Source organism: Flavobacterium limnophilum (genome assembly GCF_027111315.2).
In the GTDB taxonomy this organism is placed as follows: Bacteria; Bacteroidota; Bacteroidia; order Flavobacteriales; family Flavobacteriaceae; genus Flavobacterium; species Flavobacterium limnophilum.
On the sequence record NZ_CP114289.2, the window covers coordinates 3,340,371 to 3,362,162 of the forward strand.

A 21,792-nucleotide genomic window follows, 5' to 3' on the forward strand; every position below is an offset into this window, starting at 1 on the left:
ATGGATACAACTAGAAAAAACTCCCCAATTGTCGAACAACGAGCCGATCCGTTTGTTTACAAACACACCGATGGATATTATTATTTTACGGGTTCTGTGCCTTCCTACGATTCGATCGAGCTAAGAAGAGCCAAGTCATTAAATGAATTGCAAGAAGCAGAAACATTCAATGTTTGGAAAAAACACGATTCAGGCCCCATGAGCCAGCATGTTTGGGCTCCCGAAATTCATTATTTGGACGGAAAATGGTATGTTTATTTTGCCGCCAGTGAAGCAGACGACATCTGGAAATTAAGACCCTATGTGCTGGAATGCAAAGGGCAAAATCCGTTGAAAGACCAATGGATTGAACTCGGTCAAATGCAAGCGGCAGATGGTGATTACAAAACATTTATTGATTTTTCCTTGGATGGTACCGTTTTTGAAAATAACGGAAAAAGATATTTCTGTTGGGCCGAAAAAACAGGAGGACAATTTGCGGCTTCCAACTTATATTTAGCCGAAATGGAATCTCCCATCAAGTTAAAAACGGCTCAATTCATGCTTACAACGCCGGATTATGATTGGGAAAGAATTGGATTTTGGGTAAATGAAGGGCCAGCAGTCCTAAAAAATAACGGAAAAATTTATATCACGTTTTCTGCAAGTGCCACAGGTGCCTGTTATTGCATGGGCATGATGGAAGCAGATGAAAACTCCGATTTGCTGGATAGAAACTCTTGGAAAAAATCCAGATACCCCGTATTGGAAACTGACTATGAAAGAAAAATATTTGGACCGGGACACAACAGTTTCACGGTTGCAGAGGGCGGCACAACGCCATTGAGCATCTATCACGCCAGAGATTATGAAGAAATTGTCGGAGATCCATTGTATGATCCCAACAGACATGCAAGAGTCATGATCGTCAAATTTGACGAAACGGGAAAACCAAAATTTGAATTTCAATAATAGAAAAGTTGGTTTCAAAATAGACATCTTCACAAGATAAATACAAAAAAATAGTTTAAAGTCGGTTAATGGGAATCAGGTAATTTTATTTGCAAACACTTTATAATTCAAACAATTAGTCATTTTGAAGCAAAATAAGTTTAGAATTATTGGGATTTTGACAAAAATGTTAGGTTTAAATTAAATTAAGTGTTTTTTACACACTTATAAATTATTTATAGTATATTTGTCCTTACAATTTAAAGAATTTAGAATGAAAAATTACGTTATAGGATTAGACTACGGATCAGACTCAGTTCGTGCCGTTTTAATTGATACCGAAAATGGTCAAGAGTTGGCTTCGGATGTATGTCATTACAAAAGATGGGCAAACAAAGAATATTGCAATGCCTCCATAAATCAATTTCGCCAGCATCCTTTGGATCATATTGAAGGCTTGGAATCGACCATAAAAGCAGTGGTTGCCGCCGGAAAAGTGGATTCTTCCCAAATCAAAAGTATCTGCATTGACACCACGGGTTCATCTCCAATTCCGGTTACAGCTGACGGAACTCCTTTGGCTTTGACAAAAGGTTTTGAACACAACCCAAATGCCATGATGGTATTATGGAAAGATCATACCGCCATAAACGAAGCCAACGAAATCAATGAATTGGCTACCAATTGGGGTGGAGAAGATTTTACCAAATACGAAGGCGGAATCTATTCATCGGAATGGTTTTGGGCAAAAATTTTACACGTGGCTCGTGAAGACGAAGCCGTTAAAAACTCAGCCCACACTTGGATGGAACATTGCGATTTGATGACGTATTTGTTGATTGACGACAAAGATTTAAAATCATTCAAAAGAAGTCGTTGCGCTGCAGGACACAAAGCGATGTGGCACGAAGACTGGAACGGTTTGCCTCCAGTAGAATTCTTGGAAAAATTAGATCCGTATTTGGCGACACTTCGCGGAAACCTATACGATGAAACTTATACATCTGATTTAGTTGCCGGAAACTTGAACCAAGAATGGGCAACCCGATTAGGACTCACAACAGATACCATCATTGCAGTTGGAACTTTCGACGCACATTCTGGAGCAGTTGGAGCCAAAATTGACGAAAACACTTTGGTTCGCGTTATGGGAACTTCCACTTGCGATATTTTGGTATCTGATAAAGACATCGTTGGTTCAAAAACCGTGAAAGGAATTTGCGGACAAGTAGATGGTTCGGTTATTCCGGGTTATATCGGTTTGGAAGCGGGACAATCCGCTTTTGGTGATGTTTTGGCTTGGTTCAAGGATACACTTTCTTGGCCTTTAGACAACTTGGTTTACACTTCTACTCTATTGTCTGACGAACAAAAAGCACAATTAAAAGCAGAAGTGGAATCTAATTTCATCAAAACTTTAACAGAGCAAGCGCAAGCAATTCCGTTGTCGGAAAGTATTCCTACTGCTTTGGATTGGGTAAACGGGCGACGAACTCCAGATGCCAATCAAGGATTGAAAAGTGCTATTTCCAACATTTCATTAGGAACAAAAGCACCTCATCTTTTCAAAGCTTTAATCAATTCAATCTGTTTTGGTTCCAAAAAAATTGTGGATCGATTTGAAGAAGAAGGTGTTCGCATTGACAGCGTAATCGGTATTGGAGGCGTGGCCAGAAAATCACCATTTATTATGCAGACTTTGGCGAATGTTTTGAACAAACCTATTAAAGTTGCCGCATCAGATCAAGCACCAGCATTGGGAGCAGCGATTTATGCAGCCGTTGCCGCCGGAATTTATCCAAATGTGATTGAAGCCAGCAAAAAAATGGGAAGCGATTTCGAAAGCGAATATTTCCCGGAATCAGACAAAATAGAAGCTTATCAAGAATTAATGGATTCTTATTCTGATTTAGCCCAATTTATAGAAAGTATAACAAAATAATATATCTAGAATGTCAAAATACGCAGCTTTAAAACAAGAATGCTACGAGGCCAATATGGAACTGAATGCCTTGAAATTAGTGGTGTACACTTTTGGAAATGTCAGCGCTGTTGACAGAGAAAATGGTGTTTTTGCCATCAAACCTAGCGGTGTTCCTTACGAAGATTTGAAACCCGAAGATATTGTGATTGTAGATTTCGACAACAACATTATCGAAGGAACAAAACGACCTTCATCAGACACAAAAACGCACGCTTATTTATACAAAAACTGGCCAAATATTGGTGGAGTGGCTCATACTCACGCTACTTATTCTGTAGCTTGGGCACAATCTCAAAGAGATATTCCAATTTTCGGAACCACTCACGCCGACCATTTAACGGCTGATATTCCTTGTGCCGCTCCAATGGACGATTCATTGATTCAAGGAAACTATGAACACAACACCGGAATCCAGATTTTGGATTGTTTCAAAGAAAAAAATCTTTCTTACGAAGAAGTGGAAATGGTTCTAATTGGAAATCACGGCCCATTTACTTGGGGAAAAAACGCCGCCAAAGCAGTGTACAACAGTAAAGTTTTGGAAGTTGTTGCCGAAATGGCGCACCTAACATTATTGATAAACCCAAATGCCCCGAGATTGAAAGATTCGCTAATCAAAAAACATTACGAACGCAAACACGGAAAAGATTCGTATTACGGACAGTAGAGACAGGTTTTAAACCTGTCTTCCATTCCAAAAAACAAACAATAAACAATAAATAATTTATAAGAAATGATAGATATATCTAAAAAAGAAATTTGGTTCGTAGTAGGAAGCCAAAACCTATATGGTGAAGAAACTTTAAAACAAGTTGCCCTACATTCTCAAGAAATTGCAAAAGGAATTGATGCTTGTTCTAATGTTCCCGTGAAAGTGATTTACAAATCGGTGGCAAAATCACCAAGTGAAATTACTGATATTTGTTTGGAAGCCAACACCAACAAAAACTGTATTGGAATCATCGCTTGGATGCACACTTTTTCTCCAGCCAAAATGTGGATTAACGGTTTAAGTATTCTTAAAAAACCATTGTGTCATTTACACACCCAATACAATGCTGAAATTCCTTGGAGCAGCATCGACATGGATTTCATGAACTTGAACCAATCGGCACATGGAGACAGAGAGTTTGGTTACATTATGTCTAGAATGCGTAAAAAACGTAAAGTTGTTGTTGGACACTGGGAAGACAAAAGAGTACAAACTAAATTAGGAAACTGGTCTAGAGTAGCTTTAGGTTGGGACGAAATGCAAAACCTGAAAGTAGCGCGTTTTGGAGACAATATGCGTGAAGTTGCCGTTACAGATGGTGACAAAGTGGAAGCTCAAATCCGTTTTGGAATGGCTGTAAACGGGTACGACTCTTCTGATATCGTTAATAAAATGAAACTGGTTACTGACGCACAAGTGGACGCTTTGGTTGCCGTTTATGAAGAATCTTATAATTTGGCTCCTAAATTGCAAAAAGGTGGAGAGCAAAGACAATCATTATTGGATGCTGCCAAAATCGAATTAGGTTTGAGAGCTTTCCTTGAAGAAGGTGGTTTTGGTGCTTTTACCGATACTTTTGAAAACTTGGGAGAATTAAAACAATTGCCAGGTATTGCAACCCAACGTTTGATGGCTGATGGTTACGGTTTTGGTGGAGAAGGCGACTGGAAAACAGCTGCCATGGTTCGTGTCATGAAAGTAATGAACATCGGTCTTGAAGGAGGAACTTCTTTCATGGAAGATTACACTTACCACTTTACACCTGAGAAATCATACGTTTTAGGTTCTCACATGTTGGAAATTTGTCCTTCTATCACTGATGGAAAACCTTCTTGCGAAATTCACCCATTGGGAATTGGAGGAAAAGAAGATCCAGTTCGTTTGGTATTCAATTCGCCAGCCGGAGACGCCATCAACGTGTCATTGGTAGATATGGGAACTCGTTTCCGTTTAATCGTTAACGAAGTTACAGCGGTTAAACCAATGGCTGATTTGCCAAAATTACCAGTAGCACGTGTACTTTGGGATTGTAAACCAAACCTTGATATTGCAGCCACTGCTTGGATTCTTGCTGGTGGAGCACACCACACGGTTTACAGCCAAGCGGTAACTACCGAGTTTATGGAAGATTTTGCCGATATTGCAGGAATAGAATTAGTGGTTATTGACAACGATACTAAAATCCGTAATTTCAAAGACACCTTGAATGCGAATGAAGCTTACTATCACCTGTTTCAACACGGGCTGTAAATAAATAATAAAAATCGAAAGTTTGAAAGTCCGAAACATTGTGTTTTGTGACTTTCGAACTTTTGACCTATTAATAATTAACCAAAAAAACCAATTAATTATGAATGTATTAAAACGTTGCATTTATGGATTTTCCTTACTAAGTTTAGCCTTTCTTACAGTACAATGTAAGGATACTAAAAAAGACGAAAAACAAGAAAATACAACTCAAAAAATGGATAGCGTGTCTATAGAAAAAAAAGAATACGGAACAACTCCTGCGGGTCAAAAAGTAGATGTTTATACATTGAAAAACCAAAAAGGGATGGAAGTCAACATCATGACTTATGGTGGAATCATTACCTCTTTGAAAGTACCTAACAAAGCAGGTGTTTCGGAAGAAGTGGTAATTGGTTTTAATAATTTAGAACAATATACCAAAGACAATCCTTATTTCGGAGCCCTTATCGGAAGATACGGAAACCGTATTGCAAAAGGTAAATTTACTTTAGACGGAAAAGAATACAAATTGGCTACCAACAATGGCGCAAACGCTTTGCACGGAGGACCGGAAGGTTTTCACAGAGTGGTTTGGACTGCCGAAGAAGCCAAAGGTGGTGCCAATGCAACATTGAAATTAAAATACGTGAGCAAAGATATGGAGGAAGGTTATCCAGGAAACTTGACCGTTTTTGTGACTTACACTTTGAATAGCGACAATTCATTGGACGTTTTATACGAAGCCACAACCGACAAGAAAACGATTGTAAACTTGACACAACATTCTTATTTCAACTTGTCAGGAGATTTTACAAAAACTATTTTGAATGACGAAATCGTGATTGATGCCGACAAATTGGTTCCCGTGGATGCCGATTTGATTCCAACCGGAAAATTAACGGATGTAACCAATACGCCTTTCGATTTCAGAAAACCTAAAGTAGTTGGCAAAGAAATTGAAGCCAAAGACGACCAATTGAAAAAAGGACTGGGTTACGACCACTGCTGGGTATTGAATAATCAAGACAAAGGCTACCGATTTGCAGCCTCGGCTTTTGATCCAACAAGCGGAAGATTATTGGAAGTTTACACAGATCAACCGGGAATCCAACTTTATACAGGAAACTTCTTGGATGGAACTTTGCCAATGAGAAATGGCGGAACGTACGCTCACAGAACTGGTTTGTGTCTAGAAACGCAACACTATCCAGATTCTCCAAACCAAAAAGATTTCCCTACGACTGTATTGAGTCCGGGAGAAAACTACAAAACAAAAACTTCTTTCAAATTTTCTGTAAAATAAACGAATACTGGATAGTATTTATCTAGTCAGAAATAATTTAAAATGGTTTGGTTTCAGAAAACCCAGAAATAATTCTTCTGGGTTTTTTTTATTGATTTAACAACCAGCATTCAAGAACATCCAAATGGAATATATTCTAGGCATTGCCTTATTTTTCTTCGTCGCAAAACATTTTCTTATCCATAAAATGAGGGTTTGGATTCTAATTACAAAAACGGGTTGTTTCCTTTTTTTGTCTTTACTTTCCCTTTCTTCATGGGCTGCTTCGGGCAAATGGACGAGCATAACCACGGAAACCGAAATTAATTACACCATAACCGAGGCCACTACCCCGCTTTTGGATTATTCCGGCAAACATGTTACAGTCGTATATTTAGAGAATTTAGCGTTTAAAAAATTAGGACAAAACTCAATTGCCGCCGATGTTGCTTGGTTGCTTTCGCAAGGCTATAGAGTGATTGAACTTAATTATGACAAGAATTCCAAAACCATTTCCCCAAACATCAACGAAGACATTATTGCCATTAATGATGCCATTGCCGCTGGATTATTCTGTGGATTAAGTGATTGTTCCATGAACCAATCGTATGTGTTGTTTGAAGGGTATCGTATTGCTCGCAATGTACCTTATTTTAAAGACAACCCCAGTGTTTACAACACTCCTGCCGAATACACCACAGGAGATATGCTCCACATGGACATCATTTATCCAGCCAATACAAAGAAAAAAGTTCCCTTAATTTTATCCTTTTCTTATAGTAACAGCCATGCTACTTACGACAGCAAAAAAGGAATACTTACCGATGCCAACAAAGACCAACGCTTGTATTTGCCTTACAGTTTAGCAGGTTTCAATGATTCGGTTTTAGAAGGTGCTCCCGCCAACGGAATGGCATGGGCAATTGCCGACCATCCCAAATATTGCCCTTGGGGAAAAGGCAAACCAGTAAACGGTGCCAACGACGCCTATAAATCCTACGAAGCAAATCCCGATACTGCCCAGAAAGTAAAATCGGCCATTCGTACACTACGTGCCATGGGATCCCAATTGGGACTTTCAGGTAAAATAGGGCTCTTCGGATTTTCACGTGGTTCCACTGCGGGTTCGATGGCTATTGGCGACAAAGTCGTTCCCGAAATAGAAAATGCAGGTTTCAATCTCGGCTTTCCAGACGATGTACAAGCGGCTGCTTTGGGACCCGGCGTTTTTGATTATACCCAAATCTATAATACTTTAAATGACGGCGATTCGAATCTAGAAATGCTTTGTCCAAAGGTTTGGGGTCCATTGGAAAACAATCATGATTTGTGGCAAACTATGGGTTCGTCCTATTTGGTGGCCACTTCGGCAACTGCACCGGTACTCTTTTTTTACAACACCGATGATGATTTGTACTACCAAGACCAGATTAAGCATCTTAAAACCAAACTCGATTCATTGCAAGTCCCAACTGACACGCTTATCAATTATGGAACAGGCCATTCGATTCCACAAACCAGTGCTTCGCTTACCAAACTTTATACTTTTTTCAAACAGTATTTGAATCCGCCAAAAGTGGATAAACGAAAAAATTAATTACAGAACTTTCCAATTAACTGCTTAACATCATCTTTCTGTATTGGGAAGGAACATAGCCCGTATTCTTTTTAAACGTTTTATTAAAATGGGAAATGGTCTCAAAACCACATTGGCTGCTTAACTGTGAAATACTGATGTCTTCCATCAGCAATAATTTGCAGGCATAGCCAATCCGCATATCCAACATATAGTTTTTAAAGGATTTGTCGGTTTTACTTTTAAAATAACGGCAAAAAGCAGAGGCATTCATCGCGGCAAAAGAAGCAATTTCTTCAAGACTGACATTACGTGTATAGTTTTTATTCAAATAGGAAATTACTTTGTCGATTCTTGCCGTGTCATATATGGTTTCGTTGACAAAATCAGTGGTAGAAATAGTTTGTCTATTCTCTGTTTCCGACATTTCCTTGAGAATTTCCAAAAACAGCATCATTTGATTCAAACCGTTTTCCAATGGGATTTTTTCAATTAAATCCTGCAATTTTGGAAAGTTGGCTGCGGCAAAATAAATTCCCCTTTGCGATTCCTGAAACAGATGCTTTATTTTGATAAAATGCGAATAATGATTGATGGCATAATACATGAATTCTTTTTCAAACTGGATTATGGTGCCTTTTACCCTTAAATCGGCATTGCCCAAATGATAAGCCTCATCGCTTTTCATAAAATGGGGCAAATTAGAACCAATGAGCAATATGTCACCCGCTTGAAATTTGGTGATGCTGTTTCCCAAAAACCGGGTTCCCGTCCCTTCCTTGATATAAATAATCTCATATTCCGAATGAAAATGCAAGGGATAGGAGAAATGCTCATAGTCAAAAAACCTTGCTTTCAGTGGAGAAGACTTCGAAATAGGAAGTCGTTCGTTCATAATCGTTCTCATTGTCAATAGTCTTTAATTTGCAAAAATAGAATCAGTATATGCAAATTTAGGAAATAAAATTAGTTTTGCTTCTATTTAAATTTGTAGTTAGAAATCTAAAAATAAACAAGATATGAATGAAGCATTTAGTATTGAAGGAAAAACAGCCATAATAACCGGAGCTGGTGGAGTTTTGGGCGGAAGTATAGCTAAAAGTTTTTTACAAGCTGGAGCCAAAGTGGTAGCCATCGATATTCACGAAGAAAACCTTAACAAAAGAGTCGCCGAACTTTCTGTTTTCGGAAGTGATATTATTGGAGTTGTGGGCAATGTCCTTGATATGGAAAGTCTGGAAAATGTAGCCAAAGAAGTATTGGCAAAATGGGGTCGAATTGACATTTTGTTGAATATTGCAGGCGGAAATCTTCCGGGAGCAACACTTATGCCGGATCAAGAATTTTTCGACATGAAAATTAGCGATTGGGACAAAGTGACCAACTTGAACTTGAACGGAACCGTATTCCCTAGTATGGTTTTTGGACGCGTAATGTCGAAACAAAAAAGTGGAAGCATCATCAATATGTCATCTATGGCGGCTTATTCAGCGATAACTCGCGTTCCGGGTTATTCGGTTGCCAAAACGGGAATCAGCAATTTCACCCAATGGTTGGCTACTGAAATGGCATTGAAATATGGCGACGGAATTCGTGTAAATGCATTGGCACCGGGATTTTTTATTGGCGACCAAAACCGTGCGGTTCTTATCAATCCTGACGGCTCACTTACCGACAGAAGCAAAAAAGTATTGGCCAAAACTCCAATGGGACGTTTCGGAGACATTGCGGAATTGAATGGAACTGTTCAGTTTTTGTGTAGTGATGCAGCAAGTTTTATCACCGGAGTTGTCTTGCCAGTTGATGGTGGTTTTAGTGCATTTAGCGGAGTATAGTTATGGAAAAAACATGGAGATGGTTTGGCAAAAAGGATAAAATAGCTTTATCTATGCTACGAGAAATTGGCGTGGAAGGCATAGTTTCGGCTTTGCACGATATTCCAAATGGCGAAATATGGACTGAGGAAGCCATTCTGGATTTGAAAAATTATATCGAAGCCGCCGGATTGCGTTGGTCGGTTATTGAAAGTCTTCCAGTGAGCGAAGGCATAAAAAACAATGCTCCAAACCGAGACCAACTGATCGACAATTATATCGTTAGTCTTGAAAATCTTGGAAAATGTGGATTGAAAACAATTTGTTATAATTTCATGCCGGTTATCGATTGGATTCGAACTGACCTAGAATACAAACTGGAAGACGGTACTTCTACCCTATTTTTCGACAAAATAAAATTTGCTTATTTTGACATCTTGATCCTTAACCGAAAAGATGCCGACAAGGAATACACTGCCGAAGAATTAGCCAAAGTTTACGAACTGGACAAAACCATTACCGAAGCCGAAAAAGAGCAATTGATAGACACCATCATTGTAAAAACGCAAGGCTTCATCAATGGAAACATAAAAGCGGGAGATCAAAATCCCGTGGCCATTTTCAACAGGCTGCTTGCCGTTTACGACAACATCGATAAAAATGAATTACGTGAAAACTTGCGTTATTTCTTGAACCGCATTATGCCGGTTTGCGAGCAATACGGTATTAATATATGTATTCATCCTGATGATCCACCGTTTCAAATGTTGGGTTTACCAAGAATTGTCACGAACGAGGAAGACATTCAATGGATTTTGGACGCCGTTGACAATCCCCATAATGGCTTGACATTTTGCGCTGGTTCTTTGAGTACGGGTCTGCAGAATAATGTTCCCGATTTGGCAAGAAAATTTGCTTCCCGCACCCATTTTGTGCATTTAAGAAGTACCGAAACCTTGGAAGGCGGCAATTTTATTGAAGCTTCCCACCTTGAAGGACGTGGCCATTTAATAGAATTGGTCAAAATATTTGATACTGAAAATCCAAAATTACCTATGCGTGTCGATCACGGTCGAATGATGTTGGGCGACGAAGACAAAGGATACAATCCTGGCTATTCGTTTCACGGTCGAATGTTTGCTTTGGCACAAATTGACGGTGTGATGGCAACTTTCCAGCATCTGAAAAAATAAAAAATAGCTTTATTTCACATCAAAGCCTTAAAATTCAATGTTTTAAGGCTTTGATGTTTAAAATTAAATCAACATTTGTCTCAATAATTCCAAGACTAGATACCACTGATGATTATTTTATCCTTGCAAAATACATTCTAAAACCCAACACTTCTATTTACAAAAACCAGAAATTTTGTTTTAAAAACAATACAAAACTCAAAACAATTCCAAAGAATTTAACACACACACCAATTCAAGTTAAACCAAGCATTGGAAACCAATAGTTAAAAAAAAGCGAAAAAATAAAAATTATTCAAAAAATCACACAGGTTTAATATCTTTGCAAATTGGCTATAAACAGAATATAGTTTTCACTAAGAAACCATTTACTATAAACTAACAAAAACCAATCATTAATTTTTATTACAACCTATGGAACAAATTATCAAAGACACCACTGCCAACCCGGCACCATTAGGCCTTTTCGGCTTCGGAATGACAACAATTTTATTAAACATCCACAATGCGGGATTTTTTGAACTCAATGCAATGATCATGGGGATGGGAATCTTTTTTGGTGGGCTGCAACAAGTTATTGCGGGAATTATGGAATGGAAAAAAGGAAATGGTTTTGCCATGGCTGCATTTACTTCTTACGGTTTCTTTTGGATATCGCTGGTTGCATTGTGGCTGCTTCCTTTAGCAGGAGTAACAAAACCAGATGGTGCTTCAATGGGTTTCTACTTGGGATTGTGGGGATTGTTCACTTTAGCTTTTTTCATTGGAACATTGAACGGAAACACCATTGGAAAGCTGATTTTTGGATCATTGGTAGTTCTTTTTGCCCTGTTGTCCGTAGCTAGTTTTACTGGAAACGAAAACATTCATACCATTGCTGGTTACGAAGGGATCCTATGTGGTTTGTTTGCTTTTTATGAAGCAGCAGCAATAATAATCAATGAAAAATCAGGAAAACAAGTATTGCCGTTATAATAAACTACGCTAATTTCTTGTTATAAACATAAGGCCTATCCAATAAAAAAAATAGGTTTTTAAAATTTGTTGAGGTAACACTTGACAAAAATACTTTTTATAAATAGAAAAAAACAACTATGAGTTACTATAAAATAGAAAATCTAGAACAGTACTTCAAACACTACAATAAATCCGTTCGTGAACCAAGAAAATTTTGGAGTAAAATTGCTTCCGAAAACTTTACTTGGTACCAAGAATCTGAAAAAATAGTGGAGTTCGATATGGCCGAAGCCAAAATACAATGGTTTGTAGATGCCAAGGTAAATATCGTAAAGAATTGTCTTGACAGACATATTGCCAAAAGAGGCGAAAAAACAGCCATCATTTTTGAACCCAACAATCCAAGCGAAGCTGCACAACATATTACGTATAACGATTTGTATACGAGAGTTTCAAAAATGGCCAATGTGCTTCGCGAACAAGGTATCGAGAAAGGCGATAGAGTTTGTATTTATTTGCCAATGATTCCAGAACTGGCAGTTTCCGTATTGGCTTGTGCCAGAATTGGAGCCATCCACTCTGTTATATTTGCAGGATTTTCTGCTTCGGCAGTGGCAGCAAGAATTACCGACTGCGAATGCAAAATGGTCATCACTTCGGATGGTGGATTTAGAGGAGAAAAAACTATTGATTTAAAAGGAATTATCGACGACGCCTTGACAAGCTGTCCTTCTGTCGAAAAAGTTTTGGTTGTTAAAAGAACCAACTCCGAAATTACGATGAAAGAAGGTCGTGACCAATGGCTGCAACCACTCATTGACGAAGCTTCGGACAATAATGTGGCCGAAATCATGGACGCCGAAGATCCTTTGTTCATACTTTACACTTCTGGTTCGACAGGAAAACCAAAAGGAATGGTACACACAACGGCTGGATATATGGTTTATACGGCTTATTCATTCAAGAATGTTTTCGCATATGAAGAGAATGATATTTTCTGGTGTACTGCCGATATTGGCTGGATTACCGGACATTCCTATATCTTATATGGCCCTTTATTGAATGGAGCCACGACAGTAATGTACGAAGGCGTACCTACTTATCCTGACTTCAGTCGTTTTTGGGAAATCATCGAGAAACACAAAATAACCCAATTTTATACTGCACCAACAGCCATTCGAGCCTTGGCAAAAGAAAACTTGTCTTACGTACAGAAATATCCTTTAAAATCATTGAAAGTTATTGGATCTGTAGGAGAACCAATCAACGAGGAAGCTTGGCACTGGTACAATGACCACGTGGGCGGAAAACGTTGTCCATTGGTTGATACATGGTGGCAAACGGAAACTGGTGGAATCTTGATTTCGGCTCTTGCCTTTATAACTCCAACAAAACCAACATACGCTTCTTTGCCTTTACCGGGAATTCAAGCCGTTTTGATGGATGAAAAACGCAACGAAATTGAAGACAACCAAGTTACGGGAAGTCTTTGCATCAAATTTCCTTGGCCGGGAATTGCAAGAACCATTTGGGGAGATCACCAACGTTATAAAGACACTTATTTCAGCACTTTCCCTGGGAAATATTTCACTGGAGACGGGGCTTTGCGTGACGAAGTTGGTTATTACAGAATCACGGGTCGCGTAGATGACGTTATCATCGTTTCGGGTCACAATCTTGGAACAGCACCTATTGAGGATGCGATAAATGAACATCCAGCAGTTGCAGAAAGTGCTATTGTAGGATTCCCACATGAAGTAAAAGGAAATGCCTTGTACGGTTTTGTAATCTTGAAGGAATCTGGAGAATACAGAGATAGAGAAAACCTTTTCAAAGAAATCAATCAACACGTTGCAGATCATATTGGCCCAATCGCCAAATTGGACAAAATCCAGTTTGTTTCCGGTTTGCCAAAAACCCGTTCCGGCAAAATTATGCGTAGAATTCTTCGCAAAATAGCCGAAGGTGATTTCTCCAACTTTGGAGACACCACCACTTTGTTGAATCCAGAAATTGTGGACGAGATAAAAGACGGAAAAATTTAAACTAGTAGTTTTATTTCAATAAAAAAAAGGCTGTCTGGAAAATTTCCGGACAGCCTTTTTTTATAATTTAATTTTACTTTTCAGTAAAGTAATCATTTCTTCTTTTTCTTTGATACGCAATTCGTATTGCTGTATTAGTTTTTCGTCAATAGAAACATTTTTATTTGTAGTTTCTTCTCCAAACAAGAACGCCACACTGGTTTTTAACACTTTTGAAATCTTAAGGATTTCATTAGGCACAAACGGTATTTCTCCTTTTTCCCTCCTGCTATATTGCGATTGGTCTAAACCTAACTCGTGTGCAAGATCCTCTTGAGAGAGTTTCTTGTCCTTTCGAATCCTTTTTATTTTATCGTGTAGCTGCATTTTTTTGTAAGGAATATCAATTATGTTTAATCCACATAACAAATGTTGTTTTCACATTTATTAGTCGTAAAATTATAACTTTATTTGTAATAAAAAAATTACGACAGGAATAATAATAATAATAATAATAGCTCAATCAATAAAGCTTAACACTATTATTTAAAGACAAAAACTTATTAAAATGCACTTCCTAAAAAGAAACATTTTCAAAATTATTCTCTTGACTTTGCTCCTTGCATTGAGCTTAATTTTTAATCATAATGCTGATTTTTGGATAGGCAAAGAGTATGAATACTATCGATTATTCTTCCTGCTTATATTTTCAACAATCCTATTTTTCACGTCCAAAGAACAATTACAACTAGGAAAAGTTGATGTTGTGGTAATTTCCTTATTGCTGTTTTTAGCCATTTCAAGAAGTTTGCATTTGGGTTCATTGAACGAAATACACGTAATAAACACCTTATCTCTTGTCATTTATTATATAGTACTAAAAACAATTCGTTTAAAAAAAGAAGAAATCACAACCTACCATCAATTTCTCATTGGTATTGGTATGTTCTTGTGTGGATATTGTATGCTGGAGCTATACGATGTTCTGGAACGCACCAATTTATATTGGAGAATGAAAGGTAATTTTCCTAATCCCGGCCCTTTGGGTGGATTTATTGCCGCAATACTATCATTGGTATTTTATGAATTGTCACAAAAAACCATTCTGGAAAAATGGGTAAAATTAGTAGTGTATGTAATCGTTGCCGCATTAATGGTATTGGTACTCATCAAAAGCGAGTCTCGGGCAGCAATGCTATCGGCGGTTATTTCAATAACTGTTTTAGCGAGTTATTATGGTTTCAAAAAGTGGAAACACTTTAAATATTCGCTACTTTCTTTACTCCCCATTTTTATTTTTATTGGTTTAAGCAAAGGTACAGACTCCATTAGTGGCAGATTATTGATATGGAAAATTTCATTATTGTCGTTTTTAGACCGTCCCTTTACAGGTGTGGGCCATAATTTTTTTGGAGTGGAATACCTGAATTTTCAAGCCGATTATTTTTCGAAAGGAGGAACAAAAGAAGAGATTTTGCTGGCTGGAGCAAATATTCAGGCATTCAACGAATTTTTAAAATTCATTATTGAAAATGGAATATTGGGTATTATTCTAATTCTAGCAAGCCTTTTTTGGATATTCAAATCAAAAAACACGATTCCAAATTCCGGCAAACAAAATTTCCCATTAGCCTCTTTAGCATTTTATAGCACTATAATTGTTTTTGCCTCCTTTTCTTTTCCTCTGCAATTCTTGCCTTTCCAATTGCTTTTGCTCAACCAAATTGCGTTGCAAGAATACCCTCCATTGCGATATAGCTTTAGTGTAAATAAAAACTTTGAAAAATTACTGTTTGGTGTAGCGAGTTGCTTTTTGCTTTATTTAAGCAATTACCAACATAAAGGTTTCCGTGCTTGGAAAGACGGTAGCGAGTTGCAATTCTCCAACCCCGATTCTACTAAAATTCTTTATGATTACTCCTATCAACGCTTGCAAAACGAGGGTGGCTTTTTTATGCATTATGGCTTTTTTATGGAAGATAAAAATACTCATACCGCTTTAGCCTTGTTTAAAAAAGCAAAACAGCTAATTAATACGCCCACATTATACATCAAAACAGCCCGATTAAACGAACAACTAGGCAACTACAAAAGCACCGAAGAAGACCTCTTGAAACTGCATTTTATCAGTCCTCACTTATTTAAACCACAGGAAGAATTAGTAGATTTTTATACCCGAAGAAACAATACATCAAAAGCAAAATTGTATGCAAAAAAAATTATGGAAACACCGATAAAAATACCCAGTCAGGAAGTAGTACGCATTAAACTAAAAGCAAAAAATATTTTAAAACAATTTTAATTATTAACATTTAAGTAGTGAGACTGATATAATGTCGTCTTTTGTTTTTCCTGAATCACTGATGAAGGCTTGTAAACAAACGGATTTCAAAATGTATTTATACGACAATAAACAGTTCCTGTTACTTAACACCCCAAAAAACTATGAAAAAACATTTTTATTATGCAATGTTATTTTTACTATTTTTAACTGCATCTTGTGTCAGTGAGAAAATAGAAACCACAGAGGACAAAGCAAGTTACAATCCGGAAACCGTTTGGGCTTATGACGGAGACAATACCACTTTGAGCAAAGTGATTCAAGAACTAAAAAGCGGCCCCAACAGGGAAAAGCTAGAAAGAAGACTCTTAAAGAATGATGTATTATGGAAAGAATCCAAATTTGTTATTATCGACAATAAAAAAAGAATTTTAGTGCCGTTTTTAAGCATTAACAAGGACAATGTTATAGGAGTTTTGTCTTTAGTTAAAGACTCCGAAGGAAAAACAACTTTTGATATGGTAGTACGTAAAGATCTTATGACCAAATCGGCAACACTTCCGTTTTGGAAACGAGGCATTTGGGCTGGATATTTCATGGCTCTAGACAAAGATATATTAGGAATAAAAAACGGAAATCCAGGCCTTAAAATCACTCCAATTGAAACAAATTCTAAACGAAAAACAAATAGCTCTGCTATAGCAAGAACGATTTGTGAAGATGTTTTTGACTATGAAATGGGTGTTTATTATGTTGAATATTATGTTGAAAACGGAGAATATTATGTTGAACCTTCTTCTGCCACAATAATTTACACTTATCCAGTTTATAAATCAGTATGTTATGATGTGCCTGATGAGGGTGGTGAAGGTGGTGAAGGTGGTGGTGGCATTTCAATAGAGAACGAAATTAAAAACAATCTTGATCCTTGTCCAAGTCAAATTTTAAACGAATTAAAGAATGCTACAAATAATGATATTGCAAATATATTAACAAAATTCGGAGCGAGTAAAATTTATACTGTAACTATGGTTAGTGGTAATTCAGGGACTAATCCTGCAACAACTAAAATGACAAGTCCTTTTTGTTATTTAATTACAATGAGTAATGATAGATATACTTCAGCAACAAAATTATATAAAGCGGCAAATTTATTACATGAAATAGTACATGCGTATTTTTTGAGTTTGGTGGATGATAATACAAATAATACTACAACAAATCCTGCCGCTTATGATAATCTTGAGGCGTTATTTCAAGCATTTTGCGACAAGAATTACCCTCTAAATCCAAATGAGAAACAGGATGTTCACCACGAAGTAATGGCAAATAAATATGTAAGTGCCATTGCTAATGCTCTACAAGAATACAATAATATTAACGACCCTAATGGGCTTGTTCCTTATCAAGTTTATTCTGATTTAGCTTGGGGAGGTCTTTATGGCACACCAGCATATGAAAAACATTTTGAAAATAAAGCGAATGAAAAAGCAAGAGTGGAGAATAGGTCTAAATGTGAACAAGCTGGAAGTACTCAAGGTGCAGGCACACCAAACGCACAAACTCCAATAGGTAAACCTTGTAATTAAAAATCAAATAAAAATGAAAAACTTTATAATTTTTATACTATTGGGTATTATTTGCAGAGAGGGATATTCACAACCAAAAAATGTTTTTGAAAAAGATAAAATAGAAGCCATTAATAGCTATTTAGACACCACTTTAAAAGAAAAATCTGAAAAAATCATTATTACAAAAGAAAAAATAAATACTAATGAAACAATAAGAATGTTTTTATGCGATGAATATAATCCTTTTTTATGCAAATATAAAGTTTGGGAAAACAGGGAAAATGTTCTTTTATACAATGAAGAAGATTTTATAAAAATGAAAAAAGAATATCAGGATACAATTTCTGACAATAAAGAAAAGTGGTTAACAAACAGTTATTGGAAACCCGAAAATTTTAAAAATAAACATATAACTTTCGAACCTTTTGAAGATGTCTTTGTAAAATTAGAACGTTCGTTATTCCCTAAAGAGCAACAAACAATGATATATTCTTTTTCAGAACCTATTTATTATAAAAATAAAAAGTATCTATTGTTTTCAGTAACAGTTGGTTCAACAAATTTTGCGCACTTTCAAAATTCAGTTGTAGTAATGAAGAAATTAAAAGAACAATGGGTTTTAGAAGTTGAAATTGGAGATTATATCATTAATTAAATTTTAAAATCAAACAAAAGCTTAAAAACAATGCAAACAGTATGTGGAGATATTCCTGTTAGAGAAATTTGTATCACATATTCAGAATGTGATAGCTATGATTCTGGAGAGACTTGGGTTAATTGTTATGAAACTGGCAAAAGTTGTTGGTATAATTATGAATGGAGTTGCTGGGAAGTGCCTGATGAACCAACTGATCCGACTGATCCGACTGATCCAACTGGCCCACCTTGCCCAACAGGATACGAAAAGGATGCTAATGGGAATTGTGTTCCTATAAATCAATGTGCTAATGCTGACCCCGAAGCCATTTTCAATAGCCTAGCCATTTCAGACGAATTGATTAGTATTACACCTGTGAATTCCCCATCGAATTCTAAATTATCTACAACTTCTTCAACAGATTCGAAATTTTATACTTGGAAGTGTATAAACGATAATCTGTATTATAGCATAATAAGTACCGAAATAGGAACAACAAAACTAACTGGTAATCCTAATTATCCTAAAGAATGGGTTTCTTTTACACACGCTAGTCTCTCTCCCAAAGGCACATTGATTTGTGGTTCTATCTCAATCACTTCTGAAGCCCACATTGCTACAGTTGGCAAATATTTTGCTGAAATGGAATTAAGCTTAGGCCTAAATGTTACGTCTGAAGCGGCAGGCACTCCAGTAAATAGATATTTTTATTTTACTCCTAAAAAAACTTTTAGTGCAAATTGATTCAAACAAAAGGATTAAAGCGGCCTCAACCGCTTTAATCCTTATTATAGCCTTAACATTCTATTCTTTTGTTAACTACAAAAAACCAATTAGAAAAATAATAACAACCTATTGTTTTCCTTCAATTATTGATGGAAAACTTCATGAATTAATAGACAGCACATCCATAATTTATAAGGATAATTTCACACTATATGAAATGATGCCTAATCATACATCTAAAATTCGTAAAGACTCAATACTCGATGAACAGGTCAAGTATAAATACTTTATCATAAAAAAAGGAGAGAGGTATGGTTTTCTCTATGACTCTTTAAATGTAGGAAATAATCGCAAATTATTAGCCGATTCACTATTACAAAAAACAGGTTTTCTAGATGGAGATCTTTTTAAAAATAGAAACAAATATAATCTAAACAAAATCATAAAAAGCAAAGGAGAATATGCGAAAATAGAGATTTATATTCCTAAAGTAAAAGAAAAATTTTCTCCTGATACAACGCTAATATACTATTCAAAAGAATTAAAAAACATAGAATTTTCATTATCCCAAAGTTTAGACAGCGATAGTGAAACAAAAGTTTGTAAAATCCAGTTTGTGTTTAATTCAAAATTTGATAAAGACCATAAAATGATTTTTCCACAATCTAGCCATTGGTTTTTAATTAAAGAAGACATCTCTTCAAATCTCTCAAAATATGATGATTTTATTAATGCTTTTCGAAACCAAAACAATTAATTATGGATAATGCAACAATAGTAGAAGATTTTGACTTAACAATGATGTTATATCAAATTTTGACAATAGCAATAATGATTCTAGGCGTTTTTATAATTGCTGTTACAATAAAAAAAGTCTGGCGTTTTTTAGACAAGGCTACGGAGTATTTTGATAATAAAAACAATTCAGACGAATAAATATCTCGTAAAACACAAAATGCAAAAGTACCAAATTTAAAAGCTTGGTGCTTTTGCTATTTATACAACCCAAATTACGTTACCCTAAATTATGAAAAAACTTATTTTATTTCTATCAACACTTCTTATTGGTTGGAATAGCTATTCGCAACAAAACAAAAACGCTTTAAAGGAAGCAATCAAAAACAATACTCAACTTGAGGCAGTCATCAACCATTACAAAAAAGAAGACAATCAGGACAAGCTGCGAGCCGCTTACTTTTTGATTGCCAATATGAATAGTAAAGGCACTTATAGCAACGATTTGGTGGATAGTAAAGGAATTTCTGTTGATTTCAATATTTCTAATTTTGAAAATGAAGCAACCGAAAAGAAATGGTTAGATTCTGTTACAACAGTTAGAGGAAAGCTAAATGAAAAAGAAATTTTTCTTCCAGATTCTAAGCACATTACTTCTCAATTCTTGATAGACAATATTGATAGGGCGTTTGAAGCAAGGCAAAAAAGTCCGTTTTGCAAAGACCTGTCCGAAGCCGATTTCTATGAATACATATTACCCTATCGAGTAAATACCGAAAAATTGGAATCGTGGAGAAACAGTGTTTTAAACGACTTTTCGAAAGCACAAAAAGATTCAATTTACAGTTTTACAACTGTTCTTGCCGCAGCCAATTATGTGGACAGAATATACCAAAAACGCTTTGAATTTGGAGGAAATCGTTATTTCAAGCAAAAAAACGTTCGCTCCTACTCTGAATTATTGCGTGACAAAGCGGGAAAATGTGACGATATGTGCAATTTGGTAGTTTTTGCACTTCGAGCATTGGGAATTCCAAGTGGTTTTGATGGCATTCGGTACAAAAGAGCCTCCAATGATGTGGGACATCAATGGGTTTTTGTTCTAGATACCAAAACAAACAAAAACTATCCTTTTGATGCCTTGTCCAATAATGGTCCAGGTTTTTTTAATCTGCCCTACAAAAATGCGCCTAAAGTACTTCGGAAACAATTTGCTCTTGTACTTGATGCTTCCATAAAAAAGGATCAATCTATAATTCATCCCGATTTTTTCGAAGATAATTCCCTTGATGTAACCTCCGAGTATTTTGAAACAACAAATGTGGCAATTGCTTTAGAGAAGAAATACCAAGAACCTTTGTATTTAAGCATTTGGCACAAAGGCTGGTGGAAACCTGTGGATTACTTTTATGAATCGAATCAAACTACTGTAACTTTTAAGAATGTATCCAAAGACAATTTATACTGCCTTACCAAATATCGTTTTTTTGCCACAGAAGAAATAAACGAACCCTTTATAATAAACAGATATGGAGAAATAAAATATATCAGTTCAATTGGATTAAAAAAGGACATCAACTTGAATGATTATGTGAACAAAGAATTAAAAAACGCAAAAAACAACGCCCAAGTTTTGGATTTCGAGACTAAAACAGAACTTTACCGCAAGGTTGTTCAAGAAAATTTAAAAAAGGACGAATGGATTCTTTTTTCAAAAGACAGTCTAAAAACCAATACATTGTATCTTTTCGTAGATGAATCGAACAAAATCAATAAAGTCTTCTTGCTAAAGAATGATGGAAGTGTCGATTGGTATTAAATTATTCAACCAGAATATAACAATTTTCAATCTCGCCAACAA

At 36.3% G+C, this 21,792-nt stretch carries 19 protein-coding genes; 17 read left to right on the forward strand and 2 right to left on the reverse strand.

What is annotated here, in order from left to right; all coding sequences use genetic code 11:
• The 6 genes from OZP13_RS13985 (at position 1) to OZP13_RS14010 (ending at position 8,014) form a co-directional block, all read left to right on the forward strand.
• On the forward strand, positions 1 to 951 hold the full coding sequence (locus tag OZP13_RS13985; RefSeq protein ID WP_281297542.1) for a glycoside hydrolase family 43 protein: 951 nt from the start codon (positions 1 to 3) through the stop codon (positions 949 to 951).
• Between the two features lie 253 nt (positions 952 to 1,204).
• On the forward strand, positions 1,205 to 2,872 hold the full coding sequence (locus tag OZP13_RS13990) for a ribulokinase (RefSeq protein ID WP_281297543.1): 1,668 nt from the start codon (positions 1,205 to 1,207) through the stop codon (positions 2,870 to 2,872).
• A 10-nt stretch (positions 2,873 to 2,882) separates the two neighbouring features.
• Positions 2,883 to 3,581: an L-ribulose-5-phosphate 4-epimerase gene (locus OZP13_RS13995; RefSeq protein ID WP_281297544.1), complete on the forward strand. Its 699-nt coding sequence runs from the start codon at positions 2,883 to 2,885 to the stop codon at positions 3,579 to 3,581.
• Positions 3,582 to 3,647: 66 nt separating this feature from the next.
• Positions 3,648 to 5,156: an L-arabinose isomerase gene (araA, locus tag OZP13_RS14000; RefSeq protein ID WP_281297545.1), complete on the forward strand. Its 1,509-nt coding sequence runs from the start codon at positions 3,648 to 3,650 to the stop codon at positions 5,154 to 5,156.
• A gap of 100 nt (positions 5,157 to 5,256) precedes the next feature.
• A complete protein-coding gene (locus OZP13_RS14005; protein ID WP_281297546.1) occupies positions 5,257 to 6,438 on the forward strand; it encodes an aldose epimerase family protein in 1,182 nt (393 codons plus the stop codon).
• Between the two features lie 124 nt (positions 6,439 to 6,562).
• Positions 6,563 to 8,014, forward strand: a complete 1,452-nt coding sequence (locus OZP13_RS14010; RefSeq protein WP_281297547.1) for an alpha/beta hydrolase family protein — start codon at positions 6,563 to 6,565, stop codon at positions 8,012 to 8,014.
• A 16-nt stretch (positions 8,015 to 8,030) separates the two neighbouring features.
• Here the strand turns inward: OZP13_RS14010 and OZP13_RS14015 are convergent, their stop codons facing one another.
• On the reverse strand, positions 8,031 to 8,900 hold the full coding sequence (locus tag OZP13_RS14015; protein WP_281297548.1) for an AraC family transcriptional regulator: 870 nt from the start codon (positions 8,898 to 8,900) through the stop codon (positions 8,031 to 8,033).
• 112 nt (positions 8,901 to 9,012) lie between these two features.
• On the opposite strand from OZP13_RS14015, the gene OZP13_RS14020 reads away from it, so the two are divergent.
• The 4 genes from OZP13_RS14020 to acs all read left to right on the forward strand — a co-directional run bounded on the left by OZP13_RS14020 (position 9,013) and on the right by acs (position 14,002).
• Positions 9,013 to 9,828: an SDR family oxidoreductase gene (locus OZP13_RS14020; RefSeq protein ID WP_281297549.1), complete on the forward strand. Its 816-nt coding sequence runs from the start codon at positions 9,013 to 9,015 to the stop codon at positions 9,826 to 9,828.
• Positions 9,829 to 9,881: 53 nt separating this feature from the next.
• Entirely contained in the window at positions 9,882 to 11,000 is a 1,119-nt protein-coding gene (gene uxuA / locus OZP13_RS14025) for a mannonate dehydratase (protein WP_281297550.1), read from the forward strand.
• A 414-nt stretch (positions 11,001 to 11,414) separates the two neighbouring features.
• Entirely contained in the window at positions 11,415 to 11,975 is a 561-nt protein-coding gene (locus tag OZP13_RS14030; protein ID WP_281297551.1) for an acetate uptake transporter, read from the forward strand.
• Between the two features lie 119 nt (positions 11,976 to 12,094).
• Positions 12,095 to 14,002: an acetate--CoA ligase gene (gene acs, locus OZP13_RS14035; RefSeq protein WP_281297552.1), complete on the forward strand. Its 1,908-nt coding sequence runs from the start codon at positions 12,095 to 12,097 to the stop codon at positions 14,000 to 14,002.
• 60 nt (positions 14,003 to 14,062) lie between these two features.
• Here acs and OZP13_RS14040 read toward each other — a convergent pair whose 3' ends face one another.
• Positions 14,063 to 14,368, reverse strand: coding sequence for a helix-turn-helix domain-containing protein (locus tag OZP13_RS14040; RefSeq protein ID WP_269240751.1), 306 nt, complete (start codon positions 14,366 to 14,368; stop codon positions 14,063 to 14,065).
• A gap of 181 nt (positions 14,369 to 14,549) precedes the next feature.
• Here OZP13_RS14040 and OZP13_RS14045 point away from each other — a divergent pair, with 181 nt between their 5' ends.
• The 7 genes from OZP13_RS14045 to OZP13_RS14075 all read left to right on the forward strand — a co-directional run bounded on the left by OZP13_RS14045 (position 14,550) and on the right by OZP13_RS14075 (position 21,750).
• Complete coding sequence (locus OZP13_RS14045) at positions 14,550 to 16,283, forward strand: O-antigen ligase family protein (protein WP_281297553.1); 1,734 nt, start codon at positions 14,550 to 14,552, stop codon at positions 16,281 to 16,283.
• 143 nt (positions 16,284 to 16,426) lie between these two features.
• Entirely contained in the window at positions 16,427 to 17,851 is a 1,425-nt protein-coding gene (locus tag OZP13_RS14050; protein WP_281297554.1) for a hypothetical protein, read from the forward strand.
• 13 nt (positions 17,852 to 17,864) lie between these two features.
• Positions 17,865 to 18,488, forward strand: coding sequence for a hypothetical protein (locus OZP13_RS14055; RefSeq protein ID WP_269240758.1), 624 nt, complete (start codon positions 17,865 to 17,867; stop codon positions 18,486 to 18,488).
• 30 nt (positions 18,489 to 18,518) lie between these two features.
• On the forward strand, positions 18,519 to 19,214 hold the full coding sequence (locus OZP13_RS14060) for a hypothetical protein (protein WP_281297555.1): 696 nt from the start codon (positions 18,519 to 18,521) through the stop codon (positions 19,212 to 19,214).
• Positions 19,204 to 19,953, forward strand: a complete 750-nt coding sequence (locus OZP13_RS14065; RefSeq protein ID WP_281297556.1) for a hypothetical protein — start codon at positions 19,204 to 19,206, stop codon at positions 19,951 to 19,953. Before OZP13_RS14060 ends, OZP13_RS14065 begins: the two co-directional genes overlap by 11 nt.
• A 2-nt stretch (positions 19,954 to 19,955) precedes the next feature.
• The gene (locus OZP13_RS14070) at positions 19,956 to 20,132 is read left to right on the forward strand and encodes a hypothetical protein (RefSeq protein ID WP_269240763.1); all 177 of its coding nucleotides are present in this window, start codon (positions 19,956 to 19,958) and stop codon (positions 20,130 to 20,132) included.
• Positions 20,133 to 20,223: 91 nt separating this feature from the next.
• Complete coding sequence (locus tag OZP13_RS14075; RefSeq protein WP_281297557.1) at positions 20,224 to 21,750, forward strand: transglutaminase domain-containing protein; 1,527 nt, start codon at positions 20,224 to 20,226, stop codon at positions 21,748 to 21,750.
• The last annotated feature ends 42 nt before the right edge of the window (positions 21,751 to 21,792 follow it).

What these genes read in the sequence shown, in the direction of transcription:
- OZP13_RS13990 (WP_281297543.1), top strand. Translation starts at nt 1,205, where the DNA reads ATGAAAAATTACGTTATAGGATTAGACTACGGATCAGACTCAGTTCGT.
- OZP13_RS14005 (WP_281297546.1), top strand. Translation starts at nt 5,257, where the DNA reads ATGAATGTATTAAAACGTTGCATTTATGGATTTTCCTTACTAAGTTTA.
- OZP13_RS13995 (WP_281297544.1), top strand. Translation starts at nt 2,883, where the DNA reads ATGTCAAAATACGCAGCTTTAAAACAAGAATGCTACGAGGCCAATATG.
- OZP13_RS14045 (WP_281297553.1), top strand. Translation starts at nt 14,550, where the DNA reads ATGCACTTCCTAAAAAGAAACATTTTCAAAATTATTCTCTTGACTTTG.
- OZP13_RS14020 (WP_281297549.1), top strand. Translation starts at nt 9,013, where the DNA reads ATGAATGAAGCATTTAGTATTGAAGGAAAAACAGCCATAATAACCGGA.
- OZP13_RS14055 (WP_269240758.1), top strand. Translation starts at nt 17,865, where the DNA reads ATGAAAAACTTTATAATTTTTATACTATTGGGTATTATTTGCAGAGAG.
- OZP13_RS14030 (WP_281297551.1), top strand. Translation starts at nt 11,415, where the DNA reads ATGGAACAAATTATCAAAGACACCACTGCCAACCCGGCACCATTAGGC.
- OZP13_RS14040 (WP_269240751.1), bottom strand. Translation starts at nt 14,368, where the DNA reads ATGCAGCTACACGATAAAATAAAAAGGATTCGAAAGGACAAGAAACTC.
- OZP13_RS14015 (WP_281297548.1), bottom strand. Translation starts at nt 8,900, where the DNA reads ATGAGAACGATTATGAACGAACGACTTCCTATTTCGAAGTCTTCTCCA.
- araA (WP_281297545.1), top strand. Translation starts at nt 3,648, where the DNA reads ATGATAGATATATCTAAAAAAGAAATTTGGTTCGTAGTAGGAAGCCAA.
- OZP13_RS14010 (WP_281297547.1), top strand. Translation starts at nt 6,563, where the DNA reads ATGGAATATATTCTAGGCATTGCCTTATTTTTCTTCGTCGCAAAACAT.
- uxuA (WP_281297550.1), top strand. Translation starts at nt 9,882, where the DNA reads ATGCTACGAGAAATTGGCGTGGAAGGCATAGTTTCGGCTTTGCACGAT.
- acs (WP_281297552.1), top strand. Translation starts at nt 12,095, where the DNA reads ATGAGTTACTATAAAATAGAAAATCTAGAACAGTACTTCAAACACTAC.
- OZP13_RS14050 (WP_281297554.1), top strand. Translation starts at nt 16,427, where the DNA reads ATGAAAAAACATTTTTATTATGCAATGTTATTTTTACTATTTTTAACT.
- OZP13_RS13985 (WP_281297542.1), top strand. Translation starts at nt 1, where the DNA reads ATGGATACAACTAGAAAAAACTCCCCAATTGTCGAACAACGAGCCGAT.
- OZP13_RS14070 (WP_269240763.1), top strand. Translation starts at nt 19,956, where the DNA reads ATGGATAATGCAACAATAGTAGAAGATTTTGACTTAACAATGATGTTA.
- OZP13_RS14060 (WP_281297555.1), top strand. Translation starts at nt 18,519, where the DNA reads ATGCAAACAGTATGTGGAGATATTCCTGTTAGAGAAATTTGTATCACA.
- OZP13_RS14075 (WP_281297557.1), top strand. Translation starts at nt 20,224, where the DNA reads ATGAAAAAACTTATTTTATTTCTATCAACACTTCTTATTGGTTGGAAT.